Annotated in this window: 21 protein-coding genes; 3 read left to right on the forward strand and 18 right to left on the reverse strand. The window is 64.6% G+C overall.

Annotated features, from left to right (window positions below; translation table 11 throughout):
• Positions 1-18: 18 nt before the first annotated feature.
• Entirely contained in the window at positions 19-2,829 is a 2,811-nt protein-coding gene (gene secA / locus PMO31116_RS09765; protein ID WP_150566522.1) for a preprotein translocase subunit SecA, read from the reverse strand.
• A 302-nt stretch (positions 2,830-3,131) separates the two neighbouring features.
• Between secA and PMO31116_RS09770 the strand changes: the two genes are divergently transcribed.
• Positions 3,132-3,599: a DciA family protein gene (locus PMO31116_RS09770; protein ID WP_174971062.1), complete on the forward strand. Its 468-nt coding sequence runs from the start codon at positions 3,132-3,134 to the stop codon at positions 3,597-3,599.
• 92 nt (positions 3,600-3,691) lie between these two features.
• Here the strand turns inward: PMO31116_RS09770 and lpxC are convergent, their stop codons facing one another.
• The 17 genes from lpxC to coq7 form a co-directional block, all read right to left on the reverse strand.
• Positions 3,692-4,606 (reverse strand): UDP-3-O-acyl-N-acetylglucosamine deacetylase, encoded by a 915-nt coding sequence (gene lpxC / locus PMO31116_RS09775; protein WP_150566524.1) that lies wholly within the window; start codon positions 4,604-4,606, stop codon positions 3,692-3,694.
• Between the two features lie 540 nt (positions 4,607-5,146).
• Entirely contained in the window at positions 5,147-6,337 is a 1,191-nt protein-coding gene (gene ftsZ / locus PMO31116_RS09780) for a cell division protein FtsZ (RefSeq protein ID WP_023594064.1), read from the reverse strand.
• A gap of 106 nt (positions 6,338-6,443) precedes the next feature.
• The gene (gene ftsA / locus PMO31116_RS09785) at positions 6,444-7,676 is read right to left on the reverse strand and encodes a cell division protein FtsA (protein ID WP_010806905.1); all 1,233 of its coding nucleotides are present in this window, start codon (positions 7,674-7,676) and stop codon (positions 6,444-6,446) included.
• A gap of 22 nt (positions 7,677-7,698) precedes the next feature.
• On the reverse strand, positions 7,699-8,532 hold the full coding sequence (locus PMO31116_RS09790) for a cell division protein FtsQ/DivIB (RefSeq protein WP_150566525.1): 834 nt from the start codon (positions 8,530-8,532) through the stop codon (positions 7,699-7,701).
• Positions 8,533-8,588: 56 nt separating this feature from the next.
• The gene (locus PMO31116_RS09795) at positions 8,589-9,647 is read right to left on the reverse strand and encodes a D-alanine--D-alanine ligase (protein WP_150566526.1); all 1,059 of its coding nucleotides are present in this window, start codon (positions 9,645-9,647) and stop codon (positions 8,589-8,591) included.
• On the reverse strand, positions 9,574-10,983 hold the full coding sequence (gene murC / locus PMO31116_RS09800; protein WP_023872391.1) for a UDP-N-acetylmuramate--L-alanine ligase: 1,410 nt from the start codon (positions 10,981-10,983) through the stop codon (positions 9,574-9,576). Before murC ends, PMO31116_RS09795 begins: the two co-directional genes overlap by 74 nt.
• 1 nt (position 10,984) lies before the next feature.
• Positions 10,985-12,088 carry an undecaprenyldiphospho-muramoylpentapeptide beta-N-acetylglucosaminyltransferase gene (gene murG, locus PMO31116_RS09805; protein WP_174971067.1) on the reverse strand — a complete coding sequence of 368 codons (1,104 nt, stop codon included), beginning with the start codon at positions 12,086-12,088 and terminating at the stop codon, positions 10,985-10,987.
• Positions 12,085-13,353, reverse strand: coding sequence for a putative lipid II flippase FtsW (ftsW, locus tag PMO31116_RS09810; RefSeq protein ID WP_150566527.1), 1,269 nt, complete (start codon positions 13,351-13,353; stop codon positions 12,085-12,087). The genes murG and ftsW overlap by 4 nt, the downstream gene beginning before the upstream one ends.
• Complete coding sequence (murD, locus tag PMO31116_RS09815; RefSeq protein ID WP_150566528.1) at positions 13,350-14,876, reverse strand: UDP-N-acetylmuramoyl-L-alanine--D-glutamate ligase; 1,527 nt, start codon at positions 14,874-14,876, stop codon at positions 13,350-13,352. Before murD ends, ftsW begins: the two co-directional genes overlap by 4 nt.
• Positions 14,877-15,008: 132 nt before the next feature.
• Entirely contained in the window at positions 15,009-16,178 is a 1,170-nt protein-coding gene (mraY, locus tag PMO31116_RS09820) for a phospho-N-acetylmuramoyl-pentapeptide-transferase (protein WP_023594057.1), read from the reverse strand.
• Between the two features lie 15 nt (positions 16,179-16,193).
• Positions 16,194-17,597 (reverse strand): UDP-N-acetylmuramoyl-tripeptide--D-alanyl-D-alanine ligase, encoded by a 1,404-nt coding sequence (locus PMO31116_RS09825; protein ID WP_150566570.1) that lies wholly within the window; start codon positions 17,595-17,597, stop codon positions 16,194-16,196.
• The gene (locus tag PMO31116_RS09830; protein ID WP_150566569.1) at positions 17,597-19,135 is read right to left on the reverse strand and encodes a UDP-N-acetylmuramoyl-L-alanyl-D-glutamate--2,6-diaminopimelate ligase; all 1,539 of its coding nucleotides are present in this window, start codon (positions 19,133-19,135) and stop codon (positions 17,597-17,599) included. The genes PMO31116_RS09825 and PMO31116_RS09830 overlap by 1 nt, the downstream gene beginning before the upstream one ends.
• Positions 19,136-19,167: 32 nt before the next feature.
• Positions 19,168-20,943, reverse strand: a complete 1,776-nt coding sequence (locus PMO31116_RS09835) for a peptidoglycan D,D-transpeptidase FtsI family protein (RefSeq protein ID WP_145864594.1) — start codon at positions 20,941-20,943, stop codon at positions 19,168-19,170.
• A complete protein-coding gene (gene ftsL, locus PMO31116_RS09840) occupies positions 20,940-21,284 on the reverse strand; it encodes a cell division protein FtsL (protein WP_145864595.1) in 345 nt (114 codons plus the stop codon). The genes PMO31116_RS09835 and ftsL overlap by 4 nt, the downstream gene beginning before the upstream one ends.
• Positions 21,281-22,210 (reverse strand): 16S rRNA (cytosine(1402)-N(4))-methyltransferase RsmH, encoded by a 930-nt coding sequence (gene rsmH, locus PMO31116_RS09845; protein ID WP_425494785.1) that lies wholly within the window; start codon positions 22,208-22,210, stop codon positions 21,281-21,283. The genes ftsL and rsmH overlap by 4 nt, the downstream gene beginning before the upstream one ends.
• 46 nt (positions 22,211-22,256) lie before the next feature.
• Positions 22,257-22,685, reverse strand: a complete 429-nt coding sequence (gene mraZ, locus PMO31116_RS09850; protein ID WP_010806918.1) for a division/cell wall cluster transcriptional repressor MraZ — start codon at positions 22,683-22,685, stop codon at positions 22,257-22,259.
• 501 nt (positions 22,686-23,186) lie between these two features.
• The gene (gene coq7, locus PMO31116_RS09855) at positions 23,187-23,837 is read right to left on the reverse strand and encodes a 2-polyprenyl-3-methyl-6-methoxy-1,4-benzoquinone monooxygenase (protein ID WP_145864597.1); all 651 of its coding nucleotides are present in this window, start codon (positions 23,835-23,837) and stop codon (positions 23,187-23,189) included.
• Between the two features lie 318 nt (positions 23,838-24,155).
• Between coq7 and PMO31116_RS09860 the strand changes: the two genes are divergently transcribed.
• Both PMO31116_RS09860 and PMO31116_RS09865 read left to right on the forward strand, forming a co-directional pair.
• Entirely contained in the window at positions 24,156-25,313 is a 1,158-nt protein-coding gene (locus PMO31116_RS09860) for a porin (RefSeq protein ID WP_150566530.1), read from the forward strand.
• 153 nt (positions 25,314-25,466) lie between these two features.
• Complete coding sequence (locus tag PMO31116_RS09865) at positions 25,467-25,946, forward strand: MarR family winged helix-turn-helix transcriptional regulator (protein ID WP_023594048.1); 480 nt, start codon at positions 25,467-25,469, stop codon at positions 25,944-25,946.
• Positions 25,947-26,088 lie beyond the last annotated feature (142 nt).

Genomic DNA, 26,088 nt, shown 5'->3' on the forward strand with positions numbered 1-26,088 from the left:
CGTCGATCGGTTCACATCTTAAGACAGTTTGCCGTGGCAGTGCTTGAATTTCTTGCCGCTGCCGCACGGGCACGGGTCGTTGCGTCCAACCTTCGGCATCAGGTCGCCACCGCCGACCGCGCTGGCGCCCGTCATGCCCGCGGCCGCCTGAGCGAGCGCCGCGACCACCGGGCGACCGGCGTCCTCGTCGACTTCTCCCTCACCGCCCACCGTCTCGAGTTCGTCATGCTTGAACTCGATGTTGACCAGACCGCCCGAGCTCTCGTCGAGCGACTCGGTCGCCTGCTCCAGTTCTTCCTGCGACTGAATGCGCACGTTCATGATCACGCGCGTGACTTCGAGCTTGATCGTCTCGAGCAGTTGCGCGAACAGCTCGAAGGCTTCGCGCTTGTACTCCTGCTTCGGATTCTTCTGCGCATAGCCGCGCAGGTGGATGCCCTGACGCAGGTGATCCAGTGCCGCGAGGTGCTCGCGCCAGTTCGAGTCCACGCTTTGCAGCATGACCGAGCGCTCGAAGCCCGAGAACGACTCGCGCCCCACGAGGTCGACCTTGGCGTTGTACGACGCCTCGGCGGCATCCATCACTTCCTTGAGGATATCCTCGTCGTCGATCTCTTCGCTACCTTCGATACGGGACTGCAGCGGCAGATCGAGTTGCCACTCTTCGCGCAGCGTCGTCTCCAGCCCCTTCAGGTCCCACTGCTCCTCGACGGTACCGGCTGGCACATAGGTGCGCACGAGGTCCTGGAACACGCTTTGACGCATGCCCGCAATGGTTTCCGAGACATCCTGCGCCTCGAGCAATTCGTTGCGCTGCTGGTAGATCACCTTGCGCTGGTCGTTGGCAACGTCGTCGTACTCGAGCAGTTGCTTGCGCACGTCGAAGTTGCGCGCTTCGACCTTGCGCTGCGCCGATTCGATCGAACGCGTGACGATGCCCGCTTCGATTGCCTCGCCTTCCGGCATCTTCAGACGATCCATGATCGCGCGCACGCGGTCGCCCGCGAAAATGCGCAGCAGCGGATCTTCCAGCGACAGGTAGAAGCGCGACGACCCCGGGTCGCCCTGGCGGCCGGAGCGGCCGCGCAACTGATTGTCGATGCGGCGCGACTCGTGGCGCTCGGTGCCGATGATATGCAGGCCGCCGGCGGTCTTCACCTGCTCGTGCAGCCCTTGCCACTCATCCTGCAATTGCTTGATGCGGGCCTGCTTGTCGGCCTCGGCCAGGCTGTCGTCGGCTTCGATGAAGGCCGACTGCTTCTCCACGTTGCCGCCCAGCACGATGTCGGTGCCGCGACCGGCCATGTTGGTGGCGATGGTGATCACGCCGGGTCGGCCGGCCTGCGCCACGATCTCGGCTTCGCGCGCGTGCTGCTTGGCGTTGAGCACCTGGTGCGGCAGCTTTTCGCGCGTGAGCAGTTGCGAGAGGTATTCCGACGTTTCGATCGACGTCGTGCCCACCAGCACCGGCTGGCCGCGCTCCACGCAATCGCGAATATCCTTGATGACGGCGTCGTACTTTTCCTTGGCCGTCTTGTAGATCTGATCCTGACGGTCGATCCGCTTGGGCGGACGGTTCGTCGGAATCACCACCGTCTCGAGACGATAGATCTCGTTGAATTCGAAGGCTTCCGTATCCGCCGTCCCGGTCATGCCCGAGAGCTTGGCGTACATGCGGAAGTAGTTCTGGAACGTGATCGATGCGAGCGTCTGGTTCTCGTGCTGGATCGACACGCGTTCCTTGGCCTCGACGGCCTGATGCAGGCCTTCGGACCAGCGGCGGCCGGCCATCAGGCGCCCCGTGAACTCATCGACGATCACGATCTCGTCATTCTGCACCACGTAATGCTGGTCCTTGTGGAACAGCGTGTGCGCGCGCAGCGCGGCGTACACGTGGTGCATGAGGGTGATGTTCTGCGGCGCGTAAAGGCTGTCGCCCTCGGCGATCATGCCCCACTCGGCGAGCAGTTGCTCGGCCTTCTCGTGACCGCGCTCGGTCAGGAACACCTGACGCGCCTTTTCGTCGAGCGTGTAATCGCCCGGGACTTCGACGCCGGTACCGTCCGACTTCTCCTCGCCGATCTGGCGCTCGAGCATCGCCGGCAGGCGATCCATCTTCACGTACAGCTCGGTGTGATCTTCGGCCTGGCCCGAGATGATGAGCGGGGTGCGCGCCTCGTCGATCAGGATCGAATCCACTTCGTCGACGATGGCGTAGTTGAGCGTTCGCTGAACCCGCTGCTCGGTCTCGTAGACCATGTTGTCGCGCAGGTAATCGAAACCGAACTCGTTGTTCGTGCCGTACGTGATGTCGGCCGCGTAAGCGGCCTGCTTCTGGTCGTGCGGCATCTGCGACAGGTTGATGCCCACCGACAGGCCGAGGAAGTTGTACAGACGCGCCATCCACTCGGCGTCGCGCTGTGCCAGGTAATCGTTGACGGTCACCACGTGCACGCCCTTGCCCGACAGCGCGTTCAGATAAGCGGGCAGCGTTGCGACGAGCGTCTTGCCCTCACCCGTGCGCATTTCGGCGATCTTGCCGTAGTGCAGCACCATGCCGCCGATGAGCTGGACGTCGAAGTGGCGCATCTTGAGCACGCGCTTGCCGGCTTCGCGGCACACCGCGAATGCTTCGACGAGCAACGAATCGACGCTCGCCCCCTGGGCGATGCGCTGCTTGAATTCCTCAGTCTTTCCGCGCAGTTGCTCGTCGCTCAGCTGGGCGATCTGCGGCTCGAGGGCATTAATCGCCGCGACGGTTTTCTGGTACTGCTTGATGAGCCGCTGGTTGCGGCTGCCAAATACTTTTTTAAGAAGACCGGGAATCATCGGATCACTGGTTAGGGCGGCAAATGTCGATCGCGATCCCGCAGTCGATCAAGGGAAACGGCTCGCGCCCGCGGCGTGGTGCCCCGTGCGTGCCGCCCCCGATCGTCTGCGCGATGCGGGTCACCGGTGTTTGGCACTTCGGCCTCGTCCCGGTTCGATACCTGTACTGAAAAATGGATTCTAGCATGCTGTCGCGACGCGTCCGGGCGGCGCAGGGCGCCGGTCGGACGGGGATGACGAGGGACGGGCGAAGGCGACGCCCAATGGCGGGGTAAAATATGCGCCAACCTCTGTCTCATCATATGAAACGACCCAAAGCGCCACGCATCGCCCGTCCGCTGACCGACCTGCTTTCCGCCTCCGACGGCGCCGGATCGCTGCTGGTCGCCGCCGAGCAGCTCGGCCGGCTCGAGCGGGACGTCCACGCGCTGCTGCCGGCGCCGCTCACGGCCAGCGTGAAGGTCACCCCGCCGCGCGACGGTGCACTGGTGTTACTCGTCGCGAACAACGCGCTCGCCGCCCGGCTGCGTCAGCAGACGCCCTCGCTGATCGAAGGTCTGGCCAAACGCGGATGGCTGATCCGCGCCATCCGGATCCGGGTGAGCATCGCCGCGCCCGAACCGCTCAAACCGCCCAAGGAGGCGAGGCTCTCGCGCCAGGGGCTCGTCAGCTTTCGCGACCTGCGCGACTCGCTCGAACCCTCGCCGTTGCGCGACGCCCTCGCCCGACTCGTGGCCCGCCACTCTCACGGCGGCACGCGCAAGCCCTGAAACATTTCTCGCGCGTCAAATAAAAAAGCGCCGGATCGCCGGCGCTTTCGTTTTGTTACATTCGTGCCGCGGCACGCGACATCTTGCGTGACTTACGCGAAGTGTGTCTGCGGTTCGAACTGGAAACCGCGCGGAGCGTCTTCGGCGCGCTCGAAAGTAACGATCTCATAGGCTTCCTGCGCGAGAAGCTCGCGCAGCAGCTGGTTGTTCAGGCCGTGGCCCGACTTGTATGCGGTGTACGACGCGAGCAAGGGATGCCCAATCACGTACAGGTCGCCGATCGCGTCGAGCATCTTGTGCTTCACGAACTCGTCGTCGTAGCGCAGGCCGTCGTTGTTCAGAATGCGGTACTCGTCGAGCACGATGGCGTTATCCATGCTGCCACCGCGCGCCAGCCCCAGCTCACGCAGCATCTCGACCTCATGAGCGAAGCCGAACGTGCGGGCGCGTGCGATTTCCTTCGCGTAAGACGTGTCGGCGAAATCGACTTCAAGGGCCTGGCCCGTGCGATCCACGGCCGGATGGCGGAAATCGATCGTGAACTTGAGCTTGAACCCGTCGTACGGGTCGAGGCGGGCGAACTTGTCGCCTTCGCGAATCTCGACCGGCTTCGTCACACGGATGAATTTCTTCGCGGCGGCCTGCTCTTCGATACCCGCCGACTGGATCAGGAAGACAAACGTCGCGGCGCTGCCGTCCATGATCGGAATTTCTTCGGCCGTGACATCGACATACAGATTGTCGATTCCCAGCCCGGCACACGCCGACATCAGGTGTTCCACGGTCGAGACGCGCGCACCATCCTTCTGCAGCACAGACGCCAGGCGCGTGTCGCCGATTGCCATTGCCGACGCCGGAATCTCCACAGGAGGATTCAGATCGGTACGGCAAAAGACAATGCCCGTATCGGGCGGCGCCGGGCGCAGCGACAACTCGACCTTGCGACCGGAGTGCAAGCCGATGCCGACTGTCTTGGCGATGGATTTGAGTGTGCGCTGCTTGAGCATGCTATTTATTAAAGCTATCGGACGCTAATGACCATAGGTGTAATTATACCAGATCGGCGCCGTCATCGCTGTGCCACAAACACAACGATTCGTTACTGAACATTCCGGAGTCTGCCCCATCCATTCGTTTGCACCCATACCACGATACGAAATAGGTCGTTTCGATTTCAGACGCCGGCCACGTAGCCGCGTCACGTCGATTTTCGGGGCACCCCGTCCGCTGCGACGGAGGCATGCCGCAGCGGGCGGGGGGACAGATCCGCGAGACCGGGTCCGGGATCACGGACGCTTACCCGTAACGTCCGTCATCTGTGGGGCGTTGACATCTCTTGCGACTCTGGCTGTCGCAACTACGAGACATCGCGCGCCGTCACAACCTTGCCGTATCGTCGTTCGAATTCGTACTGCGGCGCGCCGTCCCCACGCCACACGGCATGGTCGATGGAGCGACGACGAATCCTCACGACGACCTGCGTAGGTCTCGCGATTCCCAAGGTGCGGCGGCGCCAGGCACTGGCACCCGGCCCGCGCGCAACCCTGTCAGTCGGCTTGCTTGCGCAGGAACGCCGGGATGTCGTACGTATCGACACCCTTCTCCTGCAACGCGGCTACGTGCGAGGCTGCGGTCTCGCGCGTGCTGCGCCACACGGCCGGCGTATCGAGCGCGCCGTAGTCCGTACCGGCTGCCTGACCGACGTTCGGCACGTGGCCCGTCGCGATCGGCATGTTGTCGGTACCGGTCTTGAGCAGCGTCATCGGTGCGGCGGCCTTCTTCGCGACGGCACGGCCCAGGCCGGTCGCCACGACGGTCACGCGCAGTGCATCGCCCATCTTGTCGTCATAGACGGTACCGAAAATCACGGTCGCGTCTTCGGCGGCGTAGCTCTTGATGGTGTTCATCACTTCACGCGTTTCCGACAGACGCAGCGAACGCGATGCCGTGATGTTGACCAGCACGCCACGCGCGCCCGACAGGTCCACGCCCTCGAGCAGCGGGCTCGCCACGGCCTGTTCAGCCGCCAGACGCGCACGATCGACACCGGCAACGGTCGCCGTACCCATCATCGCCTTGCCCTGCTCGCCCATCACCGTCTTCACGTCTTCGAAGTCGACGTTCACGAGACCGTCGACGTTGATGATTTCGGCGATGCCTGCCACGGCGTTATGCAGCACGTCGTCGGCGCACTGGAAGCACTTGTCCATCTCGGCGTCGTCGCCCATGACTTCGAAGAGCTTGTCGTTGAGCACGACGATGAGCGAGTCGACGTTGTCCTCGAGCTCCTGCGCGCCCGTCTCGGCCACACGCATGCGCTTGCCGCCTTCGAACTCGAACGGCTTGGAGACCACGCCCACGGTCAGAATGCCCATTTCCTTGGCGATCTGGGCCACGACCGGCGCCGCCCCCGTGCCCGTGCCGCCACCCATGCCCGCGGTGATGAACACCATGTGCGCGCCACGCAGGGCGTCGGCCACACGCTCGCGCGCTTCTTCCGCGGCGGAGCGACCCATTTCCGGCTTGGCGCCCGCGCCCAGACCGGTCTTGCCGAGCTGGATGTTGACGCTCGCCTGCGAGCGGCCGAGCGCCTGGGCGTCGGTGTTCATGGCGATGAATTCCACGCCTTGCACACCACGGTTGATCATGTGCTGAACAGCGTTGCCGCCAGCGCCACCAACACCCACCACCTTGATGATGGTGCCGTTGGTTTCCGTTTCCAACATTTCAAAGTTCATATCGCCTCCAGTGACATAAAAGCGGATCCGGTATTGCGGGTCACGTGTTGCTCGGGTAAGCCGCGCGTGTTTTCAATGCCGAATCCACACCCCTCAAAAAAACACCTTAAAAATTGCTGAAGAACCAGTCGCGCATGCGCGTCCAAACCTGGTTCGCCTGTCCCGACTGCACGGCGACCTTGCGCCCGCGCATGCGTTGGGAGCGTCCTTCGAGCAGCAGGCCCATCGCCGTCGCGTAGCGCGGGCTGCGCACCACGTCGGCCAGACCGCCGGCATACTCCGGCACGCCAATGCGCACCGGCTTGAGGAAGATGTCCTCGCCCAGCTCGACCATGCCCGGCATCATTGCCGCGCCGCCGGTGAGCACGATGCCCGAGGACAGCAACTCTTCGTAACCCGACTCGCGCACCACCTGTTGCACGAGCGAGAACAACTCTTCGACGCGCGGCTCGATCACGGCCGCAAGCGCCTGGCGCGAAAGCGTGCGCGGCCCGCGCTCGCCCAGGCCGGGCACCTCGATCATCTCGTCGGGATCGGCCAGCGACTGCTTGGCGATGCCGTGCTGAATCTTGATGTCCTCGGCATCCGGCGTCGGCGTGCGCACGGCCATCGCGATATCGCTCGTGATCTGGTCGCCGGCAATCGGGATGACCGCGGTGTGACGGATGGCACCTTCACTGAAGATCGCGATGTCGGTCGTGCCGCCGCCGATGTCGATCAGCACCACGCCCAGCTCCTTCTCGTCCTCGGTGAGCACCGAGATGCTCGACGCGAGCGGCTGGAGAATCAGGTCGTTCACCTCGAGACCGCAGCGACGCACGCACTTCACGATGTTCTGGGCCGCCGAGACCGCGCCGGTCACGATGTGCACCTTCACCTCGAGGCGAATGCCGCTCATGCCGATCGGCTCGCGCACGTCTTCCTGACCGTCGATGATGAATTCCTGCGTGAGGATGTGCAGCACCTGCTGGTCGGTCGGGATGTTGATCGCCTTGGCCGTCTCGATCACGCGCGCCACATCGGCCTGCGTCACCTCCTTGTCCTTGATCGCCACCATACCGCTCGAGTTGAAGCTGCGGATGTGGCTGCCGGCAATGCCGGTGAACACATTGGTGATCTTGCAGTCGGCCATCAGCTCCGCTTCTTCGAGCGCACGCTGAATGGACTGCACCGTGGCCTCGATGTTCACCACGACGCCCTTTTTCAGGCCGCGCGATTCACTCTGGCCGAGGCCGATCACCTCATAGCGGCCTTCAGGGCGCAGTTCGGCCACCACCGCCACGACTTTCGACGTGCCGATATCCAGGGCGACCAACAGATCCTTGTAATCTTTGCTCATAGCGTGTGTAAGTCCTGAAGTCTCACTGGCTTCGCTTGGCCGGCGCGGCAGGTTTCGCTGCCGGCTTCTGCGAATCCCGCTTTTGCACCGGCGCCGTGGCTAGCTTCTTGGCCTGTTCCTCGCTCAAGAAACGCATGCCCGCGGCACGTACTGCAAAACCGTTCGGGTAGCGCAGATCGGCATACTCGATCTGGCTTCCCCAGCGCGCCGCTACCTGCGGATACGCCTGTACGAAGCGCCGGCTGCGCGTGGCCAGGGTTTCGGGGGTGCGTTCCCGACCCAGCGCCAGTTGCACGCCACCTGCGAGTCGCACGCTCCATGCGTAGCGATTCGACAGCGTGACCGCTTCGGGTTTCATGTTCAACGGCGCAAACCACTTCACGAAGTCGTAGTACCGCGCCGTAACGTCTTTCTCGCTGCCCGGCGGTCCCGCAAACTCGGGCAGCTTGCCCTCGTCCTCGGCTTCCGCCAGGTTGGCCGCGAAGAGCTCGCCGTCCACGCTCACCAGCCGTCCGTCGTTCCACGTGGCCAGCGGCTTGTATTCCTCGATCGTCACCGCGAGCTGGTTCGGCCAGACGCGCCGCACGCTCGCATGACGCACCCAGGGCACCGCTTCGAACGCCGCGCGCGTGGCATCCAGATCGATGGTGAAGAAGTTGCCCTTGAGCCGCGAGACGGCGTTCGCCCGCAACGTCGGCCCGTTGATGTGGGATACATCCCCATCGATCTGAATCGCCTTGAGCGTGAAGACCGGCCGCTGGATCAACCAGTGGCCGCCCGCCGCGAGCGCCGCCAGCACGACGAGTGCGACGAGCGCACTCGCGATGGCGTTGAGCAGGCGTACGTTGTGCCACATGGCGATTTGCTTTCCGTATCAGGGCGTTGTTCAACGCGTTCAATGTTCGACTCGGTTCACTCTGGCTTCCACTGCGCGTTCGGGTGCAGATCGAGCGTCGCGGTTGCCAGGATTTCAACGACCAGGTCTTCATACGACAGGCCCGCCGCACGTGCCGAAATCGGCACCAGCGAGTGACCGGTCATGCCCGGCGACGTATTGATTTCCAGCAGGTACGGCTTGTTGTCGCGCTTGCGCAGCATCACGTCGGCACGCGCCCAGCCCCGGCATCCCAGCACCAGGTAGGCGCGCAATACGAGGCGCTGCACTTCCTCCTGCAACGACACCGACAACGGCGGCGGGCACTCGTAGCGCGTGTCGTCCTTGAAGTACTTGTTCTGATAGTCGTAGTTCGCGTCCGGCGCCACGATGCGGATCACCGGGAGCGCGCGCGCGGCGGCCGCGCCTTTCGTGCCCACGCCCAACACCGGCACGGTCAGCTCGTCGCCATCGATGAACTCCTCGGCGAGTACGTCGGGATCGAGCGCGGCAGCCTTCTCGTAGGCCGCCTTGAGCTGCGACACTTCCGTGACCTTCGTGAGGCCGATGGTCGATCCTTCGCGCGACGGCTTGACGATCAGCGGCAGGCCGAGATCGCGCGCCACGGCGTCGAAGTCGCTGTCGGCGTCGAGCATCTTGAAGCGCGGCGTGGACAGCCCTTCGTTGATCCACACGCGCTTGGTCATTTCCTTGTCCATCGCCAGCGCCGAGGCGAGTACGCCGCTCCCGGTGTAGGGAATACCGAGATGTTCGAGCGCGCCCTGCAGCGTGCCGTCCTCGCCGTAGCGCCCATGCAGCGCAATGAACACGCGGTCGAACTTCTGCGCGGCCAGCGCCGCCAGATCGTTCATGCCGGTATCGAAACCGTGGGCGTCCACGCCCTTGCTGCGCAGCGCCTCGAGTACGCCTTTGCCCGAAATCAGCGAGATCTGACGCTCGGCAGAGCGCCCGCCCATCAGGACGCCAACCTTGCCGAAACGTTTCGGATCGAATGCACTCACGTCAGACTCCTTGCTGAACTTGCAACTTGCCGGGTACCGCGCCGATGGAGCCGGCACCCATGGTGATGACAACATCGCCCGCCCGGGCGACTTGCAGAATGGCATCGGGCAACTGCGCGACGTCTTCCACGAAAACCGGTTCCACCTTGCCCGCCACGCGTACCGCGCGGGAGAGCGAACGGCCGTCGGCCGCCACGATGGGCGCCTCGCCGGCCGAATACACTTCGCCGAGCACCACGGCGTCCGCGTCCGAGAGCACCTTCACGAAGTCCTCGAAGCAATCGCGCGTGCGCGTGTAGCGATGCGGCTGAAACGCCAGCACGATGCGACGCCCGGGGAACGCGCCGCGCGCGGCCGCGAGCGTGGCGGCCATCTCCACCGGGTGATGCCCGTAATCGTCGATGAGCGTGAACGTGCCGCCGCCGCTGGCCTTCGGCAGCGCAATCTCGCCGTAGCGCTGGAAGCGGCGTCCCACGCCGTTGAACTCGGCCAGTGCCTGTTGAATCGCGGCATCCGGAACCTCGAGTTCGGTGGCGATCGCAATGGCCGCGAGCGCGTTTCGCACGTTGTGCTCGCCCGGCAGATTGAGGGTGATGTCCAGCGGCGCGGCGCCCGCGCCGAACTGGCGCAACACGGTAAAGCGCATCTGACCGGCGTCGGCGCGCACGTCGATGGCGCGCACCTGGGCGTCGTCCGACAGGCCGTAGCGCACGATCGGCTTCGAGACGAACGGCAGGATCTCGCGCACGTTCGGGTCGTCCACGCACAGCACGGCAATGCCGTAGAACGGCAGGCGCTGCGTGAAGGCCACGAACGACTGCTTCAGACGGGCGAAGTCGTGCCCGTAGGTGTCCATGTGGTCGGCATCGATGTTCGTGATGACTTCGATGACCGGATTCAGGTTGAGGAACGACGCGTCCGACTCGTCGGCCTCGACCACGATGAAGTCGCCCGTGCCGAGCTTGGCGTTGGCCCCGGCGCTGTTCAGACGCCCCCCGATCACGAAGGTCGGATCCAGCCCGCCCTGCGCGAGCACGCTCGCCACGAGGCTCGTGGTAGTGGTCTTGCCGTGCGTGCCGGCGATGGCCACGCCCTGCTTCAGGCGCATGAGTTCCGCGAGCATCAGCGCGCGCGGCACGATGGGAATCTGGCGCGCGCGACCGGCGAGCACTTCCGGATTGTCGGCCGTGATGGCCGTGGACACGACGATGGCGTCGGCGCCTTCGATATGTTCGGCCGCATGGCCGCGGGCGATGCGCGCACCGAGGCTCGCGAGACGCTGTGTTACCGCGTTGTCGCCGAGATCGGAGCCGCTCACCTGGTAACCCAGGTTGAGCAGTACCTCGGCAATGCCGCTCATGCCCGAGCCGCCAATGCCGACGAAGTGAATGTGTTTGACGATGTGTTTCATTTCAATCCTTGGCCAGAGCCGCGCACACGCGCGCCACTTGTTCGGTGGCGTCCGGCTTGGCGAGCGCCCTGGCTTTCTCTCCCATCGCGAGCAGCGACGCGCGCGTCTGGCGGCGCAGCCACTCGGCCAGGGTCTCGACCGACAGCTCGCGCTGGTCGATCAGCGTTGCCGCGCCCTTGTCGGCGAGGAAACGCGCATTCGTCGTCTGATGGTCGTCGACCGCGTGCGGGAACGGCACGAACAGCGCCGCCACCCCGGCCGCGGCCACTTCGGCCACCGTCATCGCACCTGCGCGGCAGATGACCAGATCCGCCGCCGCGTATGCCGCGACCATGTCGTCGATGAACGGCACGGCCTCGACCGTCACCCCCGCCGCGGCGTAATTCGCCTGCAGGGTCTGAATATGTTTGACGCCCGCCTGATGCGTGACTTGCGGGCGATCTTCGCGCGGCAGCTTCGCCAGCGCCTTGGGCACGATCTCGTTGAGCACGGTGGCCCCGAGGCTGCCGCCGACCACGAGAATGCGTAGCGGCCCGGTGCGCGCGTTGTAGCGCTCGGCCGGCGACGCCATCTCGTCGAAATCGGCCCGGATCGGATTGCCGACCCATTCGCCGCCGGCGATGGTGTCCGGGAACGCGAGCAACACCTTGTCGGCCACGCGTGCGAGCACCTTGTTCGCCAGGCCGGCCACCGAATTCTGTTCGTGCAGCACGAGCGGACGGCCGAGCAGCGACGCCATCATGCCCGCGGGGAAGGTGATGTAGCCGCCCATGCCCAGCACGACATCCGGCTTCACGCGGCGCACGGCGCCCAAGCTCTGCCAGAACGCGCGCAGCAGGTTGAGCGGCAGCAGCAGCTTGGTCATCAGGCCCTTGCCGCGCAGCCCGCCGAATTTCACGAATTCCATCGGGATGTCGTACTTCGGCACGAGCGTCGCTTCCATGCCCGACGGATTGCCGAGCCACACGACGCGCCACCCCTGCACGCGCAGGAAGTTGGCGACCGCGAGCCCCGGGAAGACGTGACCGCCCGTGCCGCCGGCCATGACCAGCAGCGTGCGTGTCTTCGTCTGCGGTGCCGGCATCGCGGTAGCGCGCTCGGTCATACTTTGCCTCCCCGCATCAGCACGCGGTTTTCGTAATCCACCCGCAGCAGGATCGCCACGGCCACGCAGTTGAGCAGAATGCCTGAGCCACCGTAGCTCACCAGCGGCAGCGTGAGCCCCTTGGTCGGCAGCAGGCCCAGGTTCACGCCCATGTTGATGAAGGTCTGCGCGGCCAGCCAGACACCCACGCCCTTGGCGAGCAGTCCCGCGAACGTGCGCTCGAGCGCCAGCGCCTGACGTCCGATCTCGAAGGCACGGCGCACCAGCCAATAGAACATCAGGATGACGACGACCACGCCGACAAAGCCGAATTCCTCGCCGATCACGGCGAGGATGAAGTCGGTGTGCGCTTCGGGCAGGTAGTGCAACTTCTCGATACTGCCGCCGAGCCCGACACCGGTCCACTCACCGCGCCCGAACGCGATGAGCGAGTGCGTGAGCTGATAGGCCTTGCCGAGCGCGTAGTCTTCGCGCCATGGATCGAGGTACGCGAAAATCCGCTCGCGGCGCCACGGCGAGAGCCAGATCAGCATGGCGAACGTGCCCACGGCAGTGAGCGCCAGGCCGCCGAACAGGCGTCCGTTCACGCCGCCGAGAAACAGAATGCCCATGGCGATGGCGGCGACCACCATGAATGCCCCCATGTCCGGCTCGAGCAGCAGCAGCATGCCGACGAACACGACGGCAATGCCCATCGGCAAGAAGCCCTTGCCGAAGCTCTGCATGAACTCCTGCTTGCGCACCGTGTAGTTCGCGGCGTACAGCGTGACGGCGAGCTTCATGATTTCCGACGGCTGCAGGTTGAGCACGCCAAACGGAATCCAGCGCTTCGAGCCGTTCACGCCCTTGCCCACGTGCGGGATCAGCACGATCACCAGCAACACCAGCGCCAGCAGGAACAGCTTGGGCGCGAGCTTATCGAGCGTCTTGACCGGAATCCGGAGCGTGATCATGGCCGCGATCAGTCCCATCGTCAGCGAGATGACGTGGCGCGCGAGGAAGTGGTACGTCGAGTAGCCGCTGTATTTCGGCGAGTCGGGCAACGCGACCGACGCCGAGTACACCATCACCAGGCCCAGCGACAGCAGCGAGATCACCACCCACACGAGCGCGTGATCGTATTCGAGCATGCGCGAGCGCGTGGGCTTGATGCTGCCGAGCGTGCGACTGGCGGCCTGCGTCGCGGCACCGGGCGCGCTCGCCGTGCCGGCCCCTGCGAACCCCGCCTGACGCTTCTTGCTGAAGAACGACTTGATACGGTTCATAGCATCACCCCCGCGTCGGCGGCCAGTTCAACCACGGTATCGCGGAATACCTGCGCGCGATGTTCATAGTTGCGGAACATGTCGAGGCTCGCGCACGCCGGCGAGAGCAGCACGGCGTCGCCGGGCTGGGCCAGCTTCGCGGCCTGACGCGTGGCGTCCTCGAGCGTCGGCGCGTCGATGAGCTCGACGCCGGTGTCGGTCAGCGCCTCGCGCAGAATCCCGGCGTCGCGACCGATGAGCAGCACGGCGCGTGCGTGATGCGCCACCGGATTGGCGAGCGGCGAGAAGTCCTGGCCCTTGCCGTCGCCGCCGGCGATCAGCACGAGCGTCTTCTGCAGTCCGGAAATCGCGGCGACCGTGGCGCCCACGTTGGTGCCCTTGCTGTCGTCGTAGTACTCGACTTCGTTGATGCTCGCGATCAATTGCACGCGATGTGGCTCGCCCGGGTATTCGCGCAGGCCGTGCAACAGCTTGGCCATGGGCAGGTCGATCGCGCGAGCGAGTGCGAGCGCCGCCAGCGCGTTGGCGGCATTGTGCTGTCCGCGAATGCGCAGCGCGTCGGCGGGCATCAGACGCTTGCCGAACACTTCGACGCTCGCCTCGACGGCGCCAGCCTTGCGGCGCTTCGGCGCGGGCGGCGCATCGTCGCGCGTGTAACCTTCGACCAGCCACCACATGCCGCCTTCCATCTCCAGCCCGAAGTCGCCCACGGCGTCGGGCTTGCCCGTGCCGAAGGTCACGACACTGGCCTCGGGCGACGCGAACGCGATCACGCGGGCGTCGTCGCGGTTGAGCACGCGCACGGTCTGCGGCCCGAAGATCCGCGCCTTGGCATTGGCGTAGGCGTCCATGTCGCCGTGCCAGTCCAGGTGGTCCTGCGTAATGTTGAGGATCGCCGCCGCATCGGGCGCGAGGGAGTACACGGTCTCGAGCTGGAAGCTCGAGAGTTCGAGCACCCACACGTCGGGCAGCGTGGCCTCGGCAATGCATTCGCTCAGTCGGTCGAGCGCCGTCGGACTGATGTTGCCCGCCACCGCCGTGCGCTTTCCGGCGCGGCGGCACAGCAGTCCCGTCAGGCTGGTGGTGGTCGTCTTGCCATTGGTCCCCGTGATGGCCAGCACCTTCGGCGCATAGCCGCTCGTGGCCTGCATGTGACGCAGCGCCTGCGCGAAGAATTCGATCTCGCCCCACACCGGAATCCCGCGCTGCGCAGCTTCGGCCAGCAGCCCGGCCACGTCGGGCGCGAGCGGCGAGAGACCCGGGCTGATGCCGATCAGCTCGATGTCGTCGAGCAACGCATCGATCTGGTCGGCAAACTTGCCGCCCACGAATTCGGCCTGCGGCGCGTCGGCGCGCAGGGTCGCAACGTTCGGCGGTGTCTCCGACGACGCATAGCGCGTATCGGCTGCACGCACACGGCAGCCGTAACGCGCGCACCAACGCGCCATCGCCAGGCCGGACTCTCCCAGACCCAGGATCAGGACACGCGGTTGCCAGGATTCACCAAACTTCTCGCCGAACACGTCGCTCTTTTCCTTATCGATTCAAACAACCTACGAATGCATCGCTTGCCAGACGCCGATATTTCGCTATCGGCGCGAGCGGCCCCACCTTTAGTCCTGCCACCGCACATCGCGCGGTCGTGCGTCGCCCGGTCAGCGCAGCTTGAGCGTCGACAGACCGATCAGCACCAGCATCAGCGTGATGATCCAGAACCGGACCACCACCTGCGTTTCCTTCCATCCCGACAGTTCGAAGTGGTGATGCAGCGGCGCCATCTTGAAGATGCGCCGCCCCTCGCCGAACCGGCGCTTGGTGTACTTGAACCAGGTCACCTGCAACATCACGGAGAGCGTCTCGGCCACGAACACCCCCCCCATCACGAAGAGCACGACTTCCTGGCGCACGATCACCGCCACGGTGCCGAGTGCACCGCCGAGCGCCAGCGCGCCCACGTCGCCCATGAACACCTGGGCGGGATGGGTGTTGAACCAAAGGAAGGCGAGCCCCGCCCCCGACATGGCCGAGCAGAACACGAGCAACTCGCCCGCGCCGGCGATATGCGGGAACAGCAGGTACTTCGAATACACCACGTTGCCCATCACGTAAGCGAACACGCCCAGCGCCGCGCCGACCAGCACCACCGGCATGATGACCAGGCCGTCGAGACCGTCGGTGAGGTTAACGGCGTTGGACGAGCCGACGATGACAAAGTACGTGAGCGCAATGAACCCGAACACGCCCAGCGGATAGCTCATCGTCTTGAAGAACGGCACGATGAAGTCGGCCTTCGGCGGCAGATCGAGCGGAAAGCCGTTGCGCACCCAGCTAATGAACAGCTCGAACACCTTCAGGTTGCTCGTCTCCGACACCGAAAATGCCAGGTAAATGGCGGCGAACAGACCGATCAGCGATTGCCAGAAATACTTTTCGCGCGACGACATGCCGCGCGGGTCCTTGTAGACCACCTTCCGGTAGTCGTCGATCCAGCCGATGATGCCGAAGCCCAGCGTCACAGTCAGCACGATCCAGATGAAACGGTTGCTCAGATCCGCCCACAGGAGCGTGGCCACGGTGATGCCGATCAGAATCAGCACGCCGCCCATCGTGGGCGTACCCGACTTCACCAGATGGGTCTGCGGGCCGTCGGTGCGCACGGCCTGGCCCACCTTCATTTCGGTCAGCTTGCGAATGACCATCGGCCCGAACGAGAGCCCGATCACCAGCGCCGTGAGGCTTGCCATCACGGCCCGAAACGTCAGGTAGTTGAACACGCGCAAATAGCTCGCATCCGCTTGCAGCCATTGCGCCAACGTCAGCAACATTCCATCAATCCTTTATCACTTGGCCGGGGCGTTACCGCCCCCGCTTTCACTCGTAGCGCGCAACTGCTCCAGCACGCGCTCCATCCGCATGAAGCGGCTTCCTTTCACCAGCACCGTGGCCGGCGCACTCAGCGTGGCGTTGAGTTCGGCCACGAGGGGAGTTACATCGTCCACGTTCGAAAAATGTTGACCACCGTCGCCGAACGCCGCCACGCTGGCCCGCGCCAATTCGCCCATCGCCAGCAAGCGATCGATGCCGCGCCGCGCCGCGTATTCGCCCACTTCGCGGTGAAACGCCGGACCGTTGTCGCCCACCTCGCCCATGTCGCCCAACACCAGCACACGCGGCGCAGGCGTCGAAGCGAGTACGTCTATAGCGGCCAGGACCGAATCGGGGTTCGCATTATAGGTGTCGTCGATCAGCGTGACACCGGCGAGCGGCCCTTTCGAGAGCGTCGACACCTGAAGCCGACCTTTGACGGCCGAGAAGCCTTCAAGTGCCCGCACGATCGAGCCAATGTCGACATGCGCGCCCAACGCGCAGGCGATCGCTGCCAGGGCGTTGCGCGCGTTGTGCTCGCCGAGCAGCGGCAACGTGAGCGAAAACTCGCCCGCCGGCGACGTCACGCGCAGCATGCGGGTGGCCACGTCGTAGCGCCCCGAGACGGCGGCTCGGGCGTCGAGCGCGAAGTCGAGCACGCGGCGCTTGCCCGCGATCTCGCGCCACATCGACGCAAACTCGCTCTCGGCGGGAAATACGGCCACGCCGTCGTCGGCCAGTGCCGCGAGCACCGCCGAGTGTTCCTGCGCAACGGCCGCGACGCTCACCATGAACTCCTGATGCTCGCGCTGGGCGTTATTGATCGCCGCCACCGTGGGTTGCGCAATCCTGGCCAGATAAGCCGTCTCGCCCGGGTGGTTCATCCCCAGCTCGAGCACGGCCAGTCGGTCGCCGTCCTTCAGACGGAACAACGTGAGCGGCAGCCCGATGTCGTTATTGAAGTTGCCTGCGGTGGCCAGACGCGACTCGGCGCCGACGGCCTCGGCGAAGATCGCCGAAATCATTTCCTTCACCGTCGTCTTGCCGTTGCTGCCCGTCACGGCGACGACCGGAATCGCGAAGCGGCGGCGCCATGCGGCAGCCAGCTCGCCCAGCGCGATGCGCGTGTCCGGCACGATCAGGGCCGGCGTCTCGAAACCGTCGGGCACGCGCGAGGCGACCACGGCGGCCGCGCCGGCGCGCGCCACGTCGGCCAGGAAGTCGTGAGCGTCGAAGCGCTCCCCCTTGATCGCGACGAACAGGTCGCCCGGCTGTACCGAACGACTGTCGGTCACAATGCGCGCGAAGGCGGTCGTCTGCGCCCCCGCCACGCGCGAATCGGTCACCGCCTGCCGGGCGTCGTTCAGCGTCCAATGCATCATTCACCTCCCCCGCGCACAGTCGTCGCGCGCGCGGCGAGTGCCAGTCGCGCATGCTCCTGATCGGAGAACGGCCGCTTCTTGCCCATGATTTCCTGTGTACTTTCGTGGCCCTTGCCGGCGATGAGCACCACGTCGGCCGCCTGCGCGCCGCGGACGGCCTGCAGGATCGCGCTCGCGCGGTCTTCGATCCGACGCACAGCGTCGGGGTTCGCGAGACCGGCGGCGATCTGCGCCATGATCTCGGTCGGCACTTCGGTCCGCGGGTTGTCGCTCGTGAGCACCACCGCGTCGGCCAGACGCTCGGCCACCGCGCCCATCTGGGGACGCTTGCCTGCATCGCGGTCGCCGCCGCAGCCGAACACGCAAACCAGCTTGCCGCCGCGCGCCGTCGCCACCGGACGCAGGGCGTCGAGCGTCTTGTCAAGCGCGTCCGGCGTGTGCGCATAATCGACGACGACCAGCGGTTGCCCCGGCTGCCCGATCTGCTCCATGCGCCCGGACACCGGCGCGAGCGCAGCGAGCCCGGCGATCGCGGCGTCCTGCGATACACCGCCGGCCAGCGCCGCGCCAAGCACGGCGAGCGCATTGCTCACGTTGAACTCGCCGATCAGCGGCACCGTGATCTGCTGACTCCGGTCGTCGATGTGCAGCGTAAAACGTGTACCGGACGTCGTCGCCCGAATGTCCTCGGCGCGCAGCACGCGGTTGCCGTGTGTCGACGAGGCGTCGCCGTGAATGCCGTATTCGATGACCGGCGTCTTCCCGGCCAGGCGCGCGAGCAGGCGCTTGCCCATGGCGTCGTCACGATTGATGACGGCAGCCTTCAGGCCCGGCCAGTCGAACAGGCGCGTCTTGGCTGCCTCGTACTCGGCCATCGTGCCGTGGTAATCGAGGTGGTCCTGCGTCAGATTGGTAAATACGGCAATGTCGAACGCGACGCCGTTGACCCGCCCCTGATAGAGGCCGTGCGACGACACTTCCATGGCAAGCGCGGCAGCGCCTTGCGCACGCAGGTCAGCCAGGCTGCGCTGCAGTTGCACGGCGTCGGGCGTGGTGAAACCGGTCACCGTCAGATGCCCCGGAAAGCCGCTGCCGAGCGTACCGATCACGGCGCTGCGCGTGCCCGCCTTGGACAGCAGTTGCGCGAGCCATTGGCTGCACGAGGTCTTGCCGTTCGTGCCGGTCACGCCGAGCATCGACATACCGACGCTCGGCTCGCCATACCACAGCGCCGCGAGCGGACCGGCGAGCCAGTCGAGGCGAGGCACGCCGAACTGCGGCACGTTCCCGAGGCTCGCAAGCGACGCCGGCCAGGTAAAGTCATCGCTTTGCCAGACGACCGCGGCAGCGCCGCGCTCGACCGCGTCGGCAATGAACCCGCGGCTGTCGGCGCCCTTGACGGCATACGCGACGAATACGTCGCCCGGCATCACGCGGCGGCTGTCCGCGTGCAGGTTCGCCTCGGCCGGCACCGTGCGGCGCAGCCAGTCCCAGGCCTGCGCGAGCGCGGCGCGCTGCGCGGCGTCGGCGATCATGCCGAGCGTGACGGGGGGCTTGGGCGTCGAAGTCACGGTGCCCATGGCTCGCTCTCCTCCACCTTGTCGCTCACGACGAGCTTCGTCACCGGCGAATCCGGCACGACGTTCAGCGCCCGCAGCGTGCCACCCACGATTGCGGCAAACGCCGGTCCGGCCGCCACGCCGCCGTAGTGCGAGCCGCGTCCCGGCTCGTCGAGCGTGACCGCCACGATGATGCGCGGCTCGGACATCGGCGCCATGCCGACGAACGATGCGCGATACTTGCTCTTGTCGTAACCCCGACCCGACTGCTTGTAGGCCGTCCCGGTCTTGCCGCCCACGCGATAGCCCACGACCTGGGCGCGCGTGGCGGTGCCGCCTGGCGACGTCACCATTTCAAGCATCTTGCGCACTTCGCGGGCCGTGTTCGGCGAGATCACCGGCGTGCCCTTCACCACGCTGCCGTCCGTCTTGTAGATGGAGATGGGCAGCAGCTCGCCGTCGTGGGCGAACACCGTGTACGCCCGGGCAAGTTGAATCAACGAGGCGGACAGGCCATAGCCGTAGCCCATCGTCGCCTGCTCGATCGGACGCCAACTCTTGGCCGGACGCAAACGCCCCGCCACTGCGCCGGGGAAACCGATCTTCGGCGCCTGTCCGAGGCCAACGCTGGTAAACATGTCCCACATTTCCTGTGGCTTCATCTGCAATGCGATCTTCGCCGTACCGATGTTGCTCGACTTCTGGATCACGCCGGCCACGGTCAGCAGCCCATAGTCGTGCGTATCGGTGATGTTCGCGCCGAAGAAGTTGGCGCGGCCCGTGGTCATGACCGTCGACGTGGGCTTCACGTGCCCGTTCTCGATGGCTGCGGCGATGGTGATCGGCTTCATGATCGAGCCGGGCTCGAACGTATCGGTGATCACGCGGTTGCGCAGCTGCGCACCGGTCAGGTTCGTGCGGTTGTTCGGGTTGTAGGTCGGCAGATTCACGAGCGCGAGCACTTCGCCCGTGCGCACGTCGAGCACCACCGCGCTGCCGGCCTTGGCGCCGGTGCGTTCGATGGCATCCTTGAGTTCGCTGTAGGCGAGGAACTGAATCTTGCTGTCGATCGACAGCGTGATGTCGTGACCGTCACGCGGCTGGGCCAGGATGTCGAGATCCTCGACCACGCGCCCCAGCCGGTCCTTGATCACGCGCCGGCTGCCCGGCGTGGCCGCCAGCGCCTTCTGCATCGACAGCTCGACGCCTTCCTGGCCGATGTCTTCCACGTTGGTAAAGCCAACCACGTGCGCGGCGATCTCGCCTTCCGGATAGAAGCGCTTGTATTCCTTGCGCTGATACACGCCCGGGATGTCCAGATCGGCCACCTGCTTGGCCACGTCGGGCAGGACCTGGCGCTTCACGTAGACGAAGCTCTTTTCCTGGTTGAGCTTGCGGCGCAGGTCCGGCTCGCTCATCTCGAGCAAGCGGGCGAGCTGGCGCACCTTCTGCGCCGAAATGTCGTCCGGCACGTCTTCGGGAATGGCCCAGATGGCTTTCACGGGAAGACTCGTGGCGAGCACCTGGCCGTTACGGTCGAACACTTTGCCGCGCGTGGCGGACATCTCCAGTGTGCGTTCGTAACGGCTCTCGCCCTGACGCTGATAGAAGGCGTTGCCCGGTCCCTGGATCCAGAACGCGCGCGCGACCAGTGACGCGAATGCGCCGAAGATCACGAACACGAGCATCTTCGAGCGCCACATCGGCAGACGCACGGACAGGACCGGGCTGGCAGAGAACTGCACATCCTTGGTCTTGGCCTTGGCGTCCTTGCGGCGAATCATCGCTTGCCTCCGCTCGCAGGGGCGGACGCGGCGCTCGCGCTCGGCACCGGCACATCCACCATGGCGCCGGCGCTGCCGGCGGGCGCGGAAAGATATTGCGTGCGGCCCGGCGAGACGGCCTGCATCTTCAGATCGTTGCGCGCGACGCTTTCGATGCGCGCGCTTTTGCTTTGCGCGCTCTGCTCGTATTGGAGGCGGTCCCAGTCCTGGAGCAATTGATGCTCGAGCGCCTGCTCGCGGTTGAGTTCGACGAACGTACCGCGCGCACGATATTGCGCGTTGATCAACGACAGTGCGCAGCCGATGAGCAGCGCGAGCAGGAGGACGTTGAGCCGACTCATGTCGACACCCGCTCCATGACCCGCATGATGGCCGAGCGCGCACGCGGGTTGGCCTCCACCTCGGCGGCGGACGGCTTGATCTTGCGGCTGGCCTTGAACGGCGGCTCGGGAATTTCGTGGGCGCGCAACGGCACGCGGCGATCCACCGCCGGCGCGCTCGCACGCGCTTGCATGAAGCGCTTCACGATACGATCTTCCAGCGAATGAAAACTGATCGCCACGAGTCTGCCTCCCGTTTCGAGGACATCGGCCGCCACATCGAGTGCTATCTGCAGGTCCGCAAGCTCTTGATTGACGTGAATCCGTAGAGCCTGAAAGGTACGTGTTGCCGGGTCCTTGCCCTTCTCACGGGTCTTGACGGCACCCGCCACGATCTCGGCAAGCTCGCGTGTACTGACGAGTGGACCGAGGCGATCGGCGTTTGCCCGGCGAGCAACAAGCGCCTTTGCAATCTGAAAAGCAAACCGTTCTTCCCCATAGTCCTTGATGACCTCCGTCATTTCTTCCAGCGTTGCCCGGGCCAGCCAATCCGCCGCCGACTCGCCGCGCGTGGGATCCATGCGCATGTCGAGCGGGCCGTCGTAACGAAAACTGAATCCGCGCGCAGGGTCGTCGATCTGCGGCGACGAGACGCCCAGGTCCAGCAATACGCCCGACACCTTCTCGATACCGCGTCGGGCCAGCGCTTCGCGCAACGTCGCGAAGCTCTCGTGCTCAATCGAAAATCGCGGATCGGCAATCTTCGCCGCCTCCGCGATCGCTTGGGGATCCTTGTCGAACGCGATCAATCTCCCCTTTGCGCCCAGCCGCTCCAGAACCCTGCGACTGTGCCCGCCGCGGCCGAACGTGCCGTCGACGTAAACACCGTCGTCGCGCCACAGCAAGGCGTCCACGGCCTCCTCCAGCAGGACCGTGCGGTGCTGCATTACCGTTTCCACCGCGTGCGCCATGCTCGTCGGACCACCTGATCTGTCAAAAAGTGAAGTTCTTCAGTGCTTCCGGCATGCCCTGCGCCATCGCCGCCTGCTCCTTGGCGGCGTATGTCGCGGCATCCCAGAGTTCAAAGTGACTGCCCATGCCCAGCAGCATGACTTCCTTGTCCATGCCCGCAGCCGCGCGCAATTCCGGCGCCACCAGGACGCGCCCCGCCGAATCCATCTCGACGTCGGCTGCGTTGCCCAGGAAAATGCGCCGCCACCAGTGCGCGTCCATCGGCAGTGCGGCGATCTTGCCGCGGAAGATTTCCCATTCGGGCCGCGGGAACAGCAAAAGACAACCGTCGGGGTGCTTCGTGATCGTCACCTTGCCTTCAGCGTCGCCCTGAAGCACGTCACGATGCCGGGCCGGAATCGACATCCGTCCCTTCGCATCCAGTGAAAGTGCCGAGGCTCCCTGAAACACGTGCGCTCCCGTGAGGTTTCGTCCGCCTGCCCGTCATGCCGAAAGAGAAAGATTTCGTGCCTTACACCACACAAAAATACACTTTCTCACACTATTTCCCACTTTAGAGGAGAGTGTTTGGCCGGTCAAGCGTTTCACCCGTTTTTCCAGGGGAATTTGTCAGACAGAACAATGACTTAGCGCACTTTCCTAAAGCCGGAAAACGGAATTTTGTCAGGAAAATTAAAGACATAACTGCGATAGTGAAAGTGGAACCTCAAACTTTGTGCATCGCCTCGCAGGAGGCCCGCCAGCACTATCGATACCGGGTAGTGCGCGCTCACGCCGTGCCAGAACCCGGTCGATGCCGGTCGGCAGCCGTGAGGCGAAGGGAAAATCGACACGGGAGGTGGGGTCGGTCGGGGAGGTATTGCCGTCGCGCGATGGGGCTGTTCTGCTGCTTCGTCGTCCTGTTGCCGTTGTGGGTCGGGCGGGCGCACTGTCGTCGCACCGCGCATCCCTCTATATATAGTAGGCGGTGGTCGTCATGACTTTGGCCGCGGCGCGCATGGTCCGCTGCACAGGCACCGGCAACGCCACACCGCCGGCATCGCGCGCGGCCTGGCCGTGCTCGATCTCGTCGCGGCGCATCTGATCGACGATCGCGCGCGAGCGCAAATCGTGCGGAGGCAGGTCGTTGAGGTGACCATCCAGATGGTGCTCGACCTGGCGCTCGGTCTCCGACATGAATCCCAGGCTGACCTTGTCGCCGCACTTGCCGGCCACAAAACCAATGGCGAACGCCCCGGCATACCAAAGGGGATTGAGCAAGCTCGGGCGCGAGCCAAGCTCCGTCAGCCGATGCGCCGTCCACGCGAGGTGGTCTTCCTCCTCTTTGCCCGCGTGCTCGAACGCCGCCCGCAACTCAGGACGCTTCGTCGCCAACTTCTGTGCCTGATAGAGCGCCTGCGCGCAAACCTCGCCCACATGGTTCACCCGCATGAGCCCGGCCACGTGGCGTCGCTCTTGCGGGGTCAGGGCATCGTCGCCGATCGGTGCATCCTGATGGGAGGAAGGTGCCGCCGCGACGGGCGTCGGGCGAGAGGCCCGGGTCACGCCGGCGATCGCTCGCAGGCCGCGGTCAAGTTCGGAGATCAGGCTGTCGGGGAACATCGTACATTCAACTCGCTTCAATCTTTCACAATGTGGGATGCTGGACGATTATTTCGTGTCCGCCGCCGATGATACGCCCCTTTGCCCGGCGCGCCTTGCGCGGGCGCAAACGCACGGAAGCCCCGCCAGAAGCCGGTTTCCGGGATGTTGCGTAAACGAAACAAAGGCGCCCGCAAACCCGCGCAAAACCGGCCTTTTCCTTTGCCGCCCACAGTGAATTTGTTACATTACGTCCAACTTCTCGCGAAGTTGATTAGCAAGGACGTTATCACTAGTGACCTTGTTAAACAAATCTCACAATCCTTTGGAGATCACTCAATGAAAAAGTCGCTTCTCGCTCTGGGCGTGCTCGGCGCATTCGCTGGCGCTGCTCACGCACAAAGCAGCGTGACCCTGTACGGTATCATCGACGCCGGCCTGCAATACGTCAGCAAGACTGGCGGCAACCTGGCTGGCACGGGCAATGCATCGAAGAACTTCCAGTTCGCCAACGGCAACCTGCAAGGTTCGCGTTGGGGCCTGAAGGGTGCTGAAGACCTCGGCGGTGGCCTGAAGGCGATTTTCGTCTTGGAAAGCGGCTTCAACCTGGGCAACGGCACGCAAGGTCAAAACAGCCGTATCTTCGGTCGTCAAGCCTACGTTGGCCTGAGCAGCGCAACGGCTGGTACGCTGACCATCGGTCGTCAGTACGACTCCGTGGTTGACTTCGTCGGTCCGTACGCTTCGGGTAGCCAATGGTCGACGTTCGCGGGCGCTCACCCGTTCGATAACGACAACCTGAACAACTCGTTCCGCGTGAACAACGCTGTCAAGTACACGACCGTGAACTACGGCGGCTTCAGCGCTGGCGGTATGTACGGCTTCTCGAACTCGGCAAACAACGGTTCGACGGGTTCGGGCTTCGCCAACAACCGCGCTTACTCGTTCGGCTTGGGCTACGCTAACGGCCCGGTGTCGTTCGGCGCTGGCTACTTGTACATTGGTTCGCCGGCCAGCAACGCTTCGGGCGTGATCAACAACAGCGGCGATGCTACCACCCCGATGACGCTGGGCGGTGCACTTGCTAGCGACAAGGCATGGATCGCATCGGCAGGCGGTTCGTACGCCTTCGGTCCGGCTACGCTGGGTCTGGTCTACGGCCACAGCGTGTACCAATACATCGGTGGCGGCAGCTGGAAGTTCGACAACGTCGAAGCCAACGCCAAGTACATGCTGACCCCGGCTCTGCAACTGGGCGCTTCGTACACGTACACGTGGTCGACGCTCAACGCACTGGGCACGAACGTGTCGCCGAAGTACCACCAAGTCAACCTGGGCGTCGACTACTTCCTGTCGAAGCGCACGGACACGTACCTGGTTGGTCTGTGGCAACACGCCAACAACGACGCTCCTGGCGGCGCATCGTTGAACGGCCTGGGCTTCTCGCAAAGCACCAACCAGTTCGCCGTTACGGCTGGTATCCGTCACAAGTTCTAAGCTGACAGCTTCTGTCACTTAGTCTTTGACGAAAGGGCACCTTCGGGTGCCCTTTTTTTATGTCCTCCGCCCCCCCTGCGTAGCGCCCCCAGCTTGACCCCGGGTTTATTTCAAACCTAAAATTTCCACACTGTAAATTTCACGTCATCCATCATGAGCCTCGCCGACTCCGACTCTCTCGATCTCGAAACGCGAGCCCACGATCGCGAGCACGACGCCCTTCGGCTTTGGCTGCGGCTGCTGACATGTGCCAATCTGATCGAGACGGATATCCGGTCCCGCCTGCGTCAGGAGTTTGATTGCACACTGCCCCGCTTCGACCTGCTCGCCCAGCTCGATCGGCATCCTGAAGGGCTGAAGATGGGGGAGCTGAGCAAGCGGATGATGGTCACCGGCGGGAATGTCACGGGCATCACTGACCAATTGGAGAAAGAGGGCTGGGTCACACGCGAGACGGTCGCGAACGACCGGCGCGCCTTTCTCATCAAGCTCACGCCGCGAGGCAAGAAGGCGTTCTCCAATATGGCGCGGGCGCATGAAAGTTGGATCGAACAGCGGCTGGGCCGGCTCCCGGAGGATCGGCAGCAGCAACTCTACGGCCTGCTCGGCGATCTGAAGTCGGTCATCGGTTGATCCTTGTCCATCCTCGCCTCATCGGCGTCGGTCGAGGCCTCGAACGCTTGCGAAGTCGCGGCACCATTACGGGCGTATCGCCCTATTGTTGCTCTATTGCTGCTCTATTGCCGCGTGACTGCAGGTCCACTTCCGCCGTGTT

Source organism: Pandoraea morbifera (assembly GCF_902459575.1).
In the GTDB taxonomy this organism is placed as follows: Bacteria; Pseudomonadota; Gammaproteobacteria; order Burkholderiales; family Burkholderiaceae; genus Pandoraea; species Pandoraea morbifera.

Bases quoted from the DNA above. Each gene is read 5' to 3' on its own strand.
- ftsZ (WP_023594064.1), bottom strand. From the start codon at position 6,337: ATGAACTTTGAAATGTTGGAAACGGAAACCAACGGCACCATCATCAAG.
- murC (WP_023872391.1), bottom strand. From the start codon at position 10,983: ATGAAACACATCGTCAAACACATTCACTTCGTCGGCATTGGCGGCTCG.
- secA (WP_150566522.1), bottom strand. From the start codon at position 2,829: ATGATTCCCGGTCTTCTTAAAAAAGTATTTGGCAGCCGCAACCAGCGG.
- ftsL (WP_145864595.1), bottom strand. From the start codon at position 21,284: ATGAGTCGGCTCAACGTCCTCCTGCTCGCGCTGCTCATCGGCTGCGCA.
- ftsW (WP_150566527.1), bottom strand. From the start codon at position 13,353: ATGAACCGTATCAAGTCGTTCTTCAGCAAGAAGCGTCAGGCGGGGTTC.
- lpxC (WP_150566524.1), bottom strand. From the start codon at position 4,606: ATGCTCAAGCAGCGCACACTCAAATCCATCGCCAAGACAGTCGGCATC.
- PMO31116_RS09835 (WP_145864594.1), bottom strand. From the start codon at position 20,943: ATGATTCGCCGCAAGGACGCCAAGGCCAAGACCAAGGATGTGCAGTTC.
- murG (WP_174971067.1), bottom strand. From the start codon at position 12,088: ATGACCGAGCGCGCTACCGCGATGCCGGCACCGCAGACGAAGACACGC.
- PMO31116_RS09770 (WP_174971062.1), top strand. From the start codon at position 3,132: ATGAAACGACCCAAAGCGCCACGCATCGCCCGTCCGCTGACCGACCTG.
- PMO31116_RS09830 (WP_150566569.1), bottom strand. From the start codon at position 19,135: ATGATCGCCGACGCCGCGCAGCGCGCCGCGCTCGCGCAGGCCTGGGAC.
- coq7 (WP_145864597.1), bottom strand. From the start codon at position 23,837: ATGTTCCCCGACAGCCTGATCTCCGAACTTGACCGCGGCCTGCGAGCG.
- PMO31116_RS09825 (WP_150566570.1), bottom strand. From the start codon at position 17,597: ATGCATTGGACGCTGAACGACGCCCGGCAGGCGGTGACCGATTCGCGC.
- PMO31116_RS09865 (WP_023594048.1), top strand. From the start codon at position 25,467: ATGAGCCTCGCCGACTCCGACTCTCTCGATCTCGAAACGCGAGCCCAC.
- mraY (WP_023594057.1), bottom strand. From the start codon at position 16,178: ATGTTGCTGACGTTGGCGCAATGGCTGCAAGCGGATGCGAGCTATTTG.
- PMO31116_RS09790 (WP_150566525.1), bottom strand. From the start codon at position 8,532: ATGTGGCACAACGTACGCCTGCTCAACGCCATCGCGAGTGCGCTCGTC.
- ftsA (WP_010806905.1), bottom strand. From the start codon at position 7,676: ATGAGCAAAGATTACAAGGATCTGTTGGTCGCCCTGGATATCGGCACG.
- rsmH (WP_425494785.1), bottom strand. From the start codon at position 22,210: ATGCAGCACCGCACGGTCCTGCTGGAGGAGGCCGTGGACGCCTTGCTG.
- PMO31116_RS09795 (WP_150566526.1), bottom strand. From the start codon at position 9,647: ATGTTGTCATCACCATGGGTGCCGGCTCCATCGGCGCGGTACCCGGCA.
- PMO31116_RS09860 (WP_150566530.1), top strand. From the start codon at position 24,156: ATGAAAAAGTCGCTTCTCGCTCTGGGCGTGCTCGGCGCATTCGCTGGC.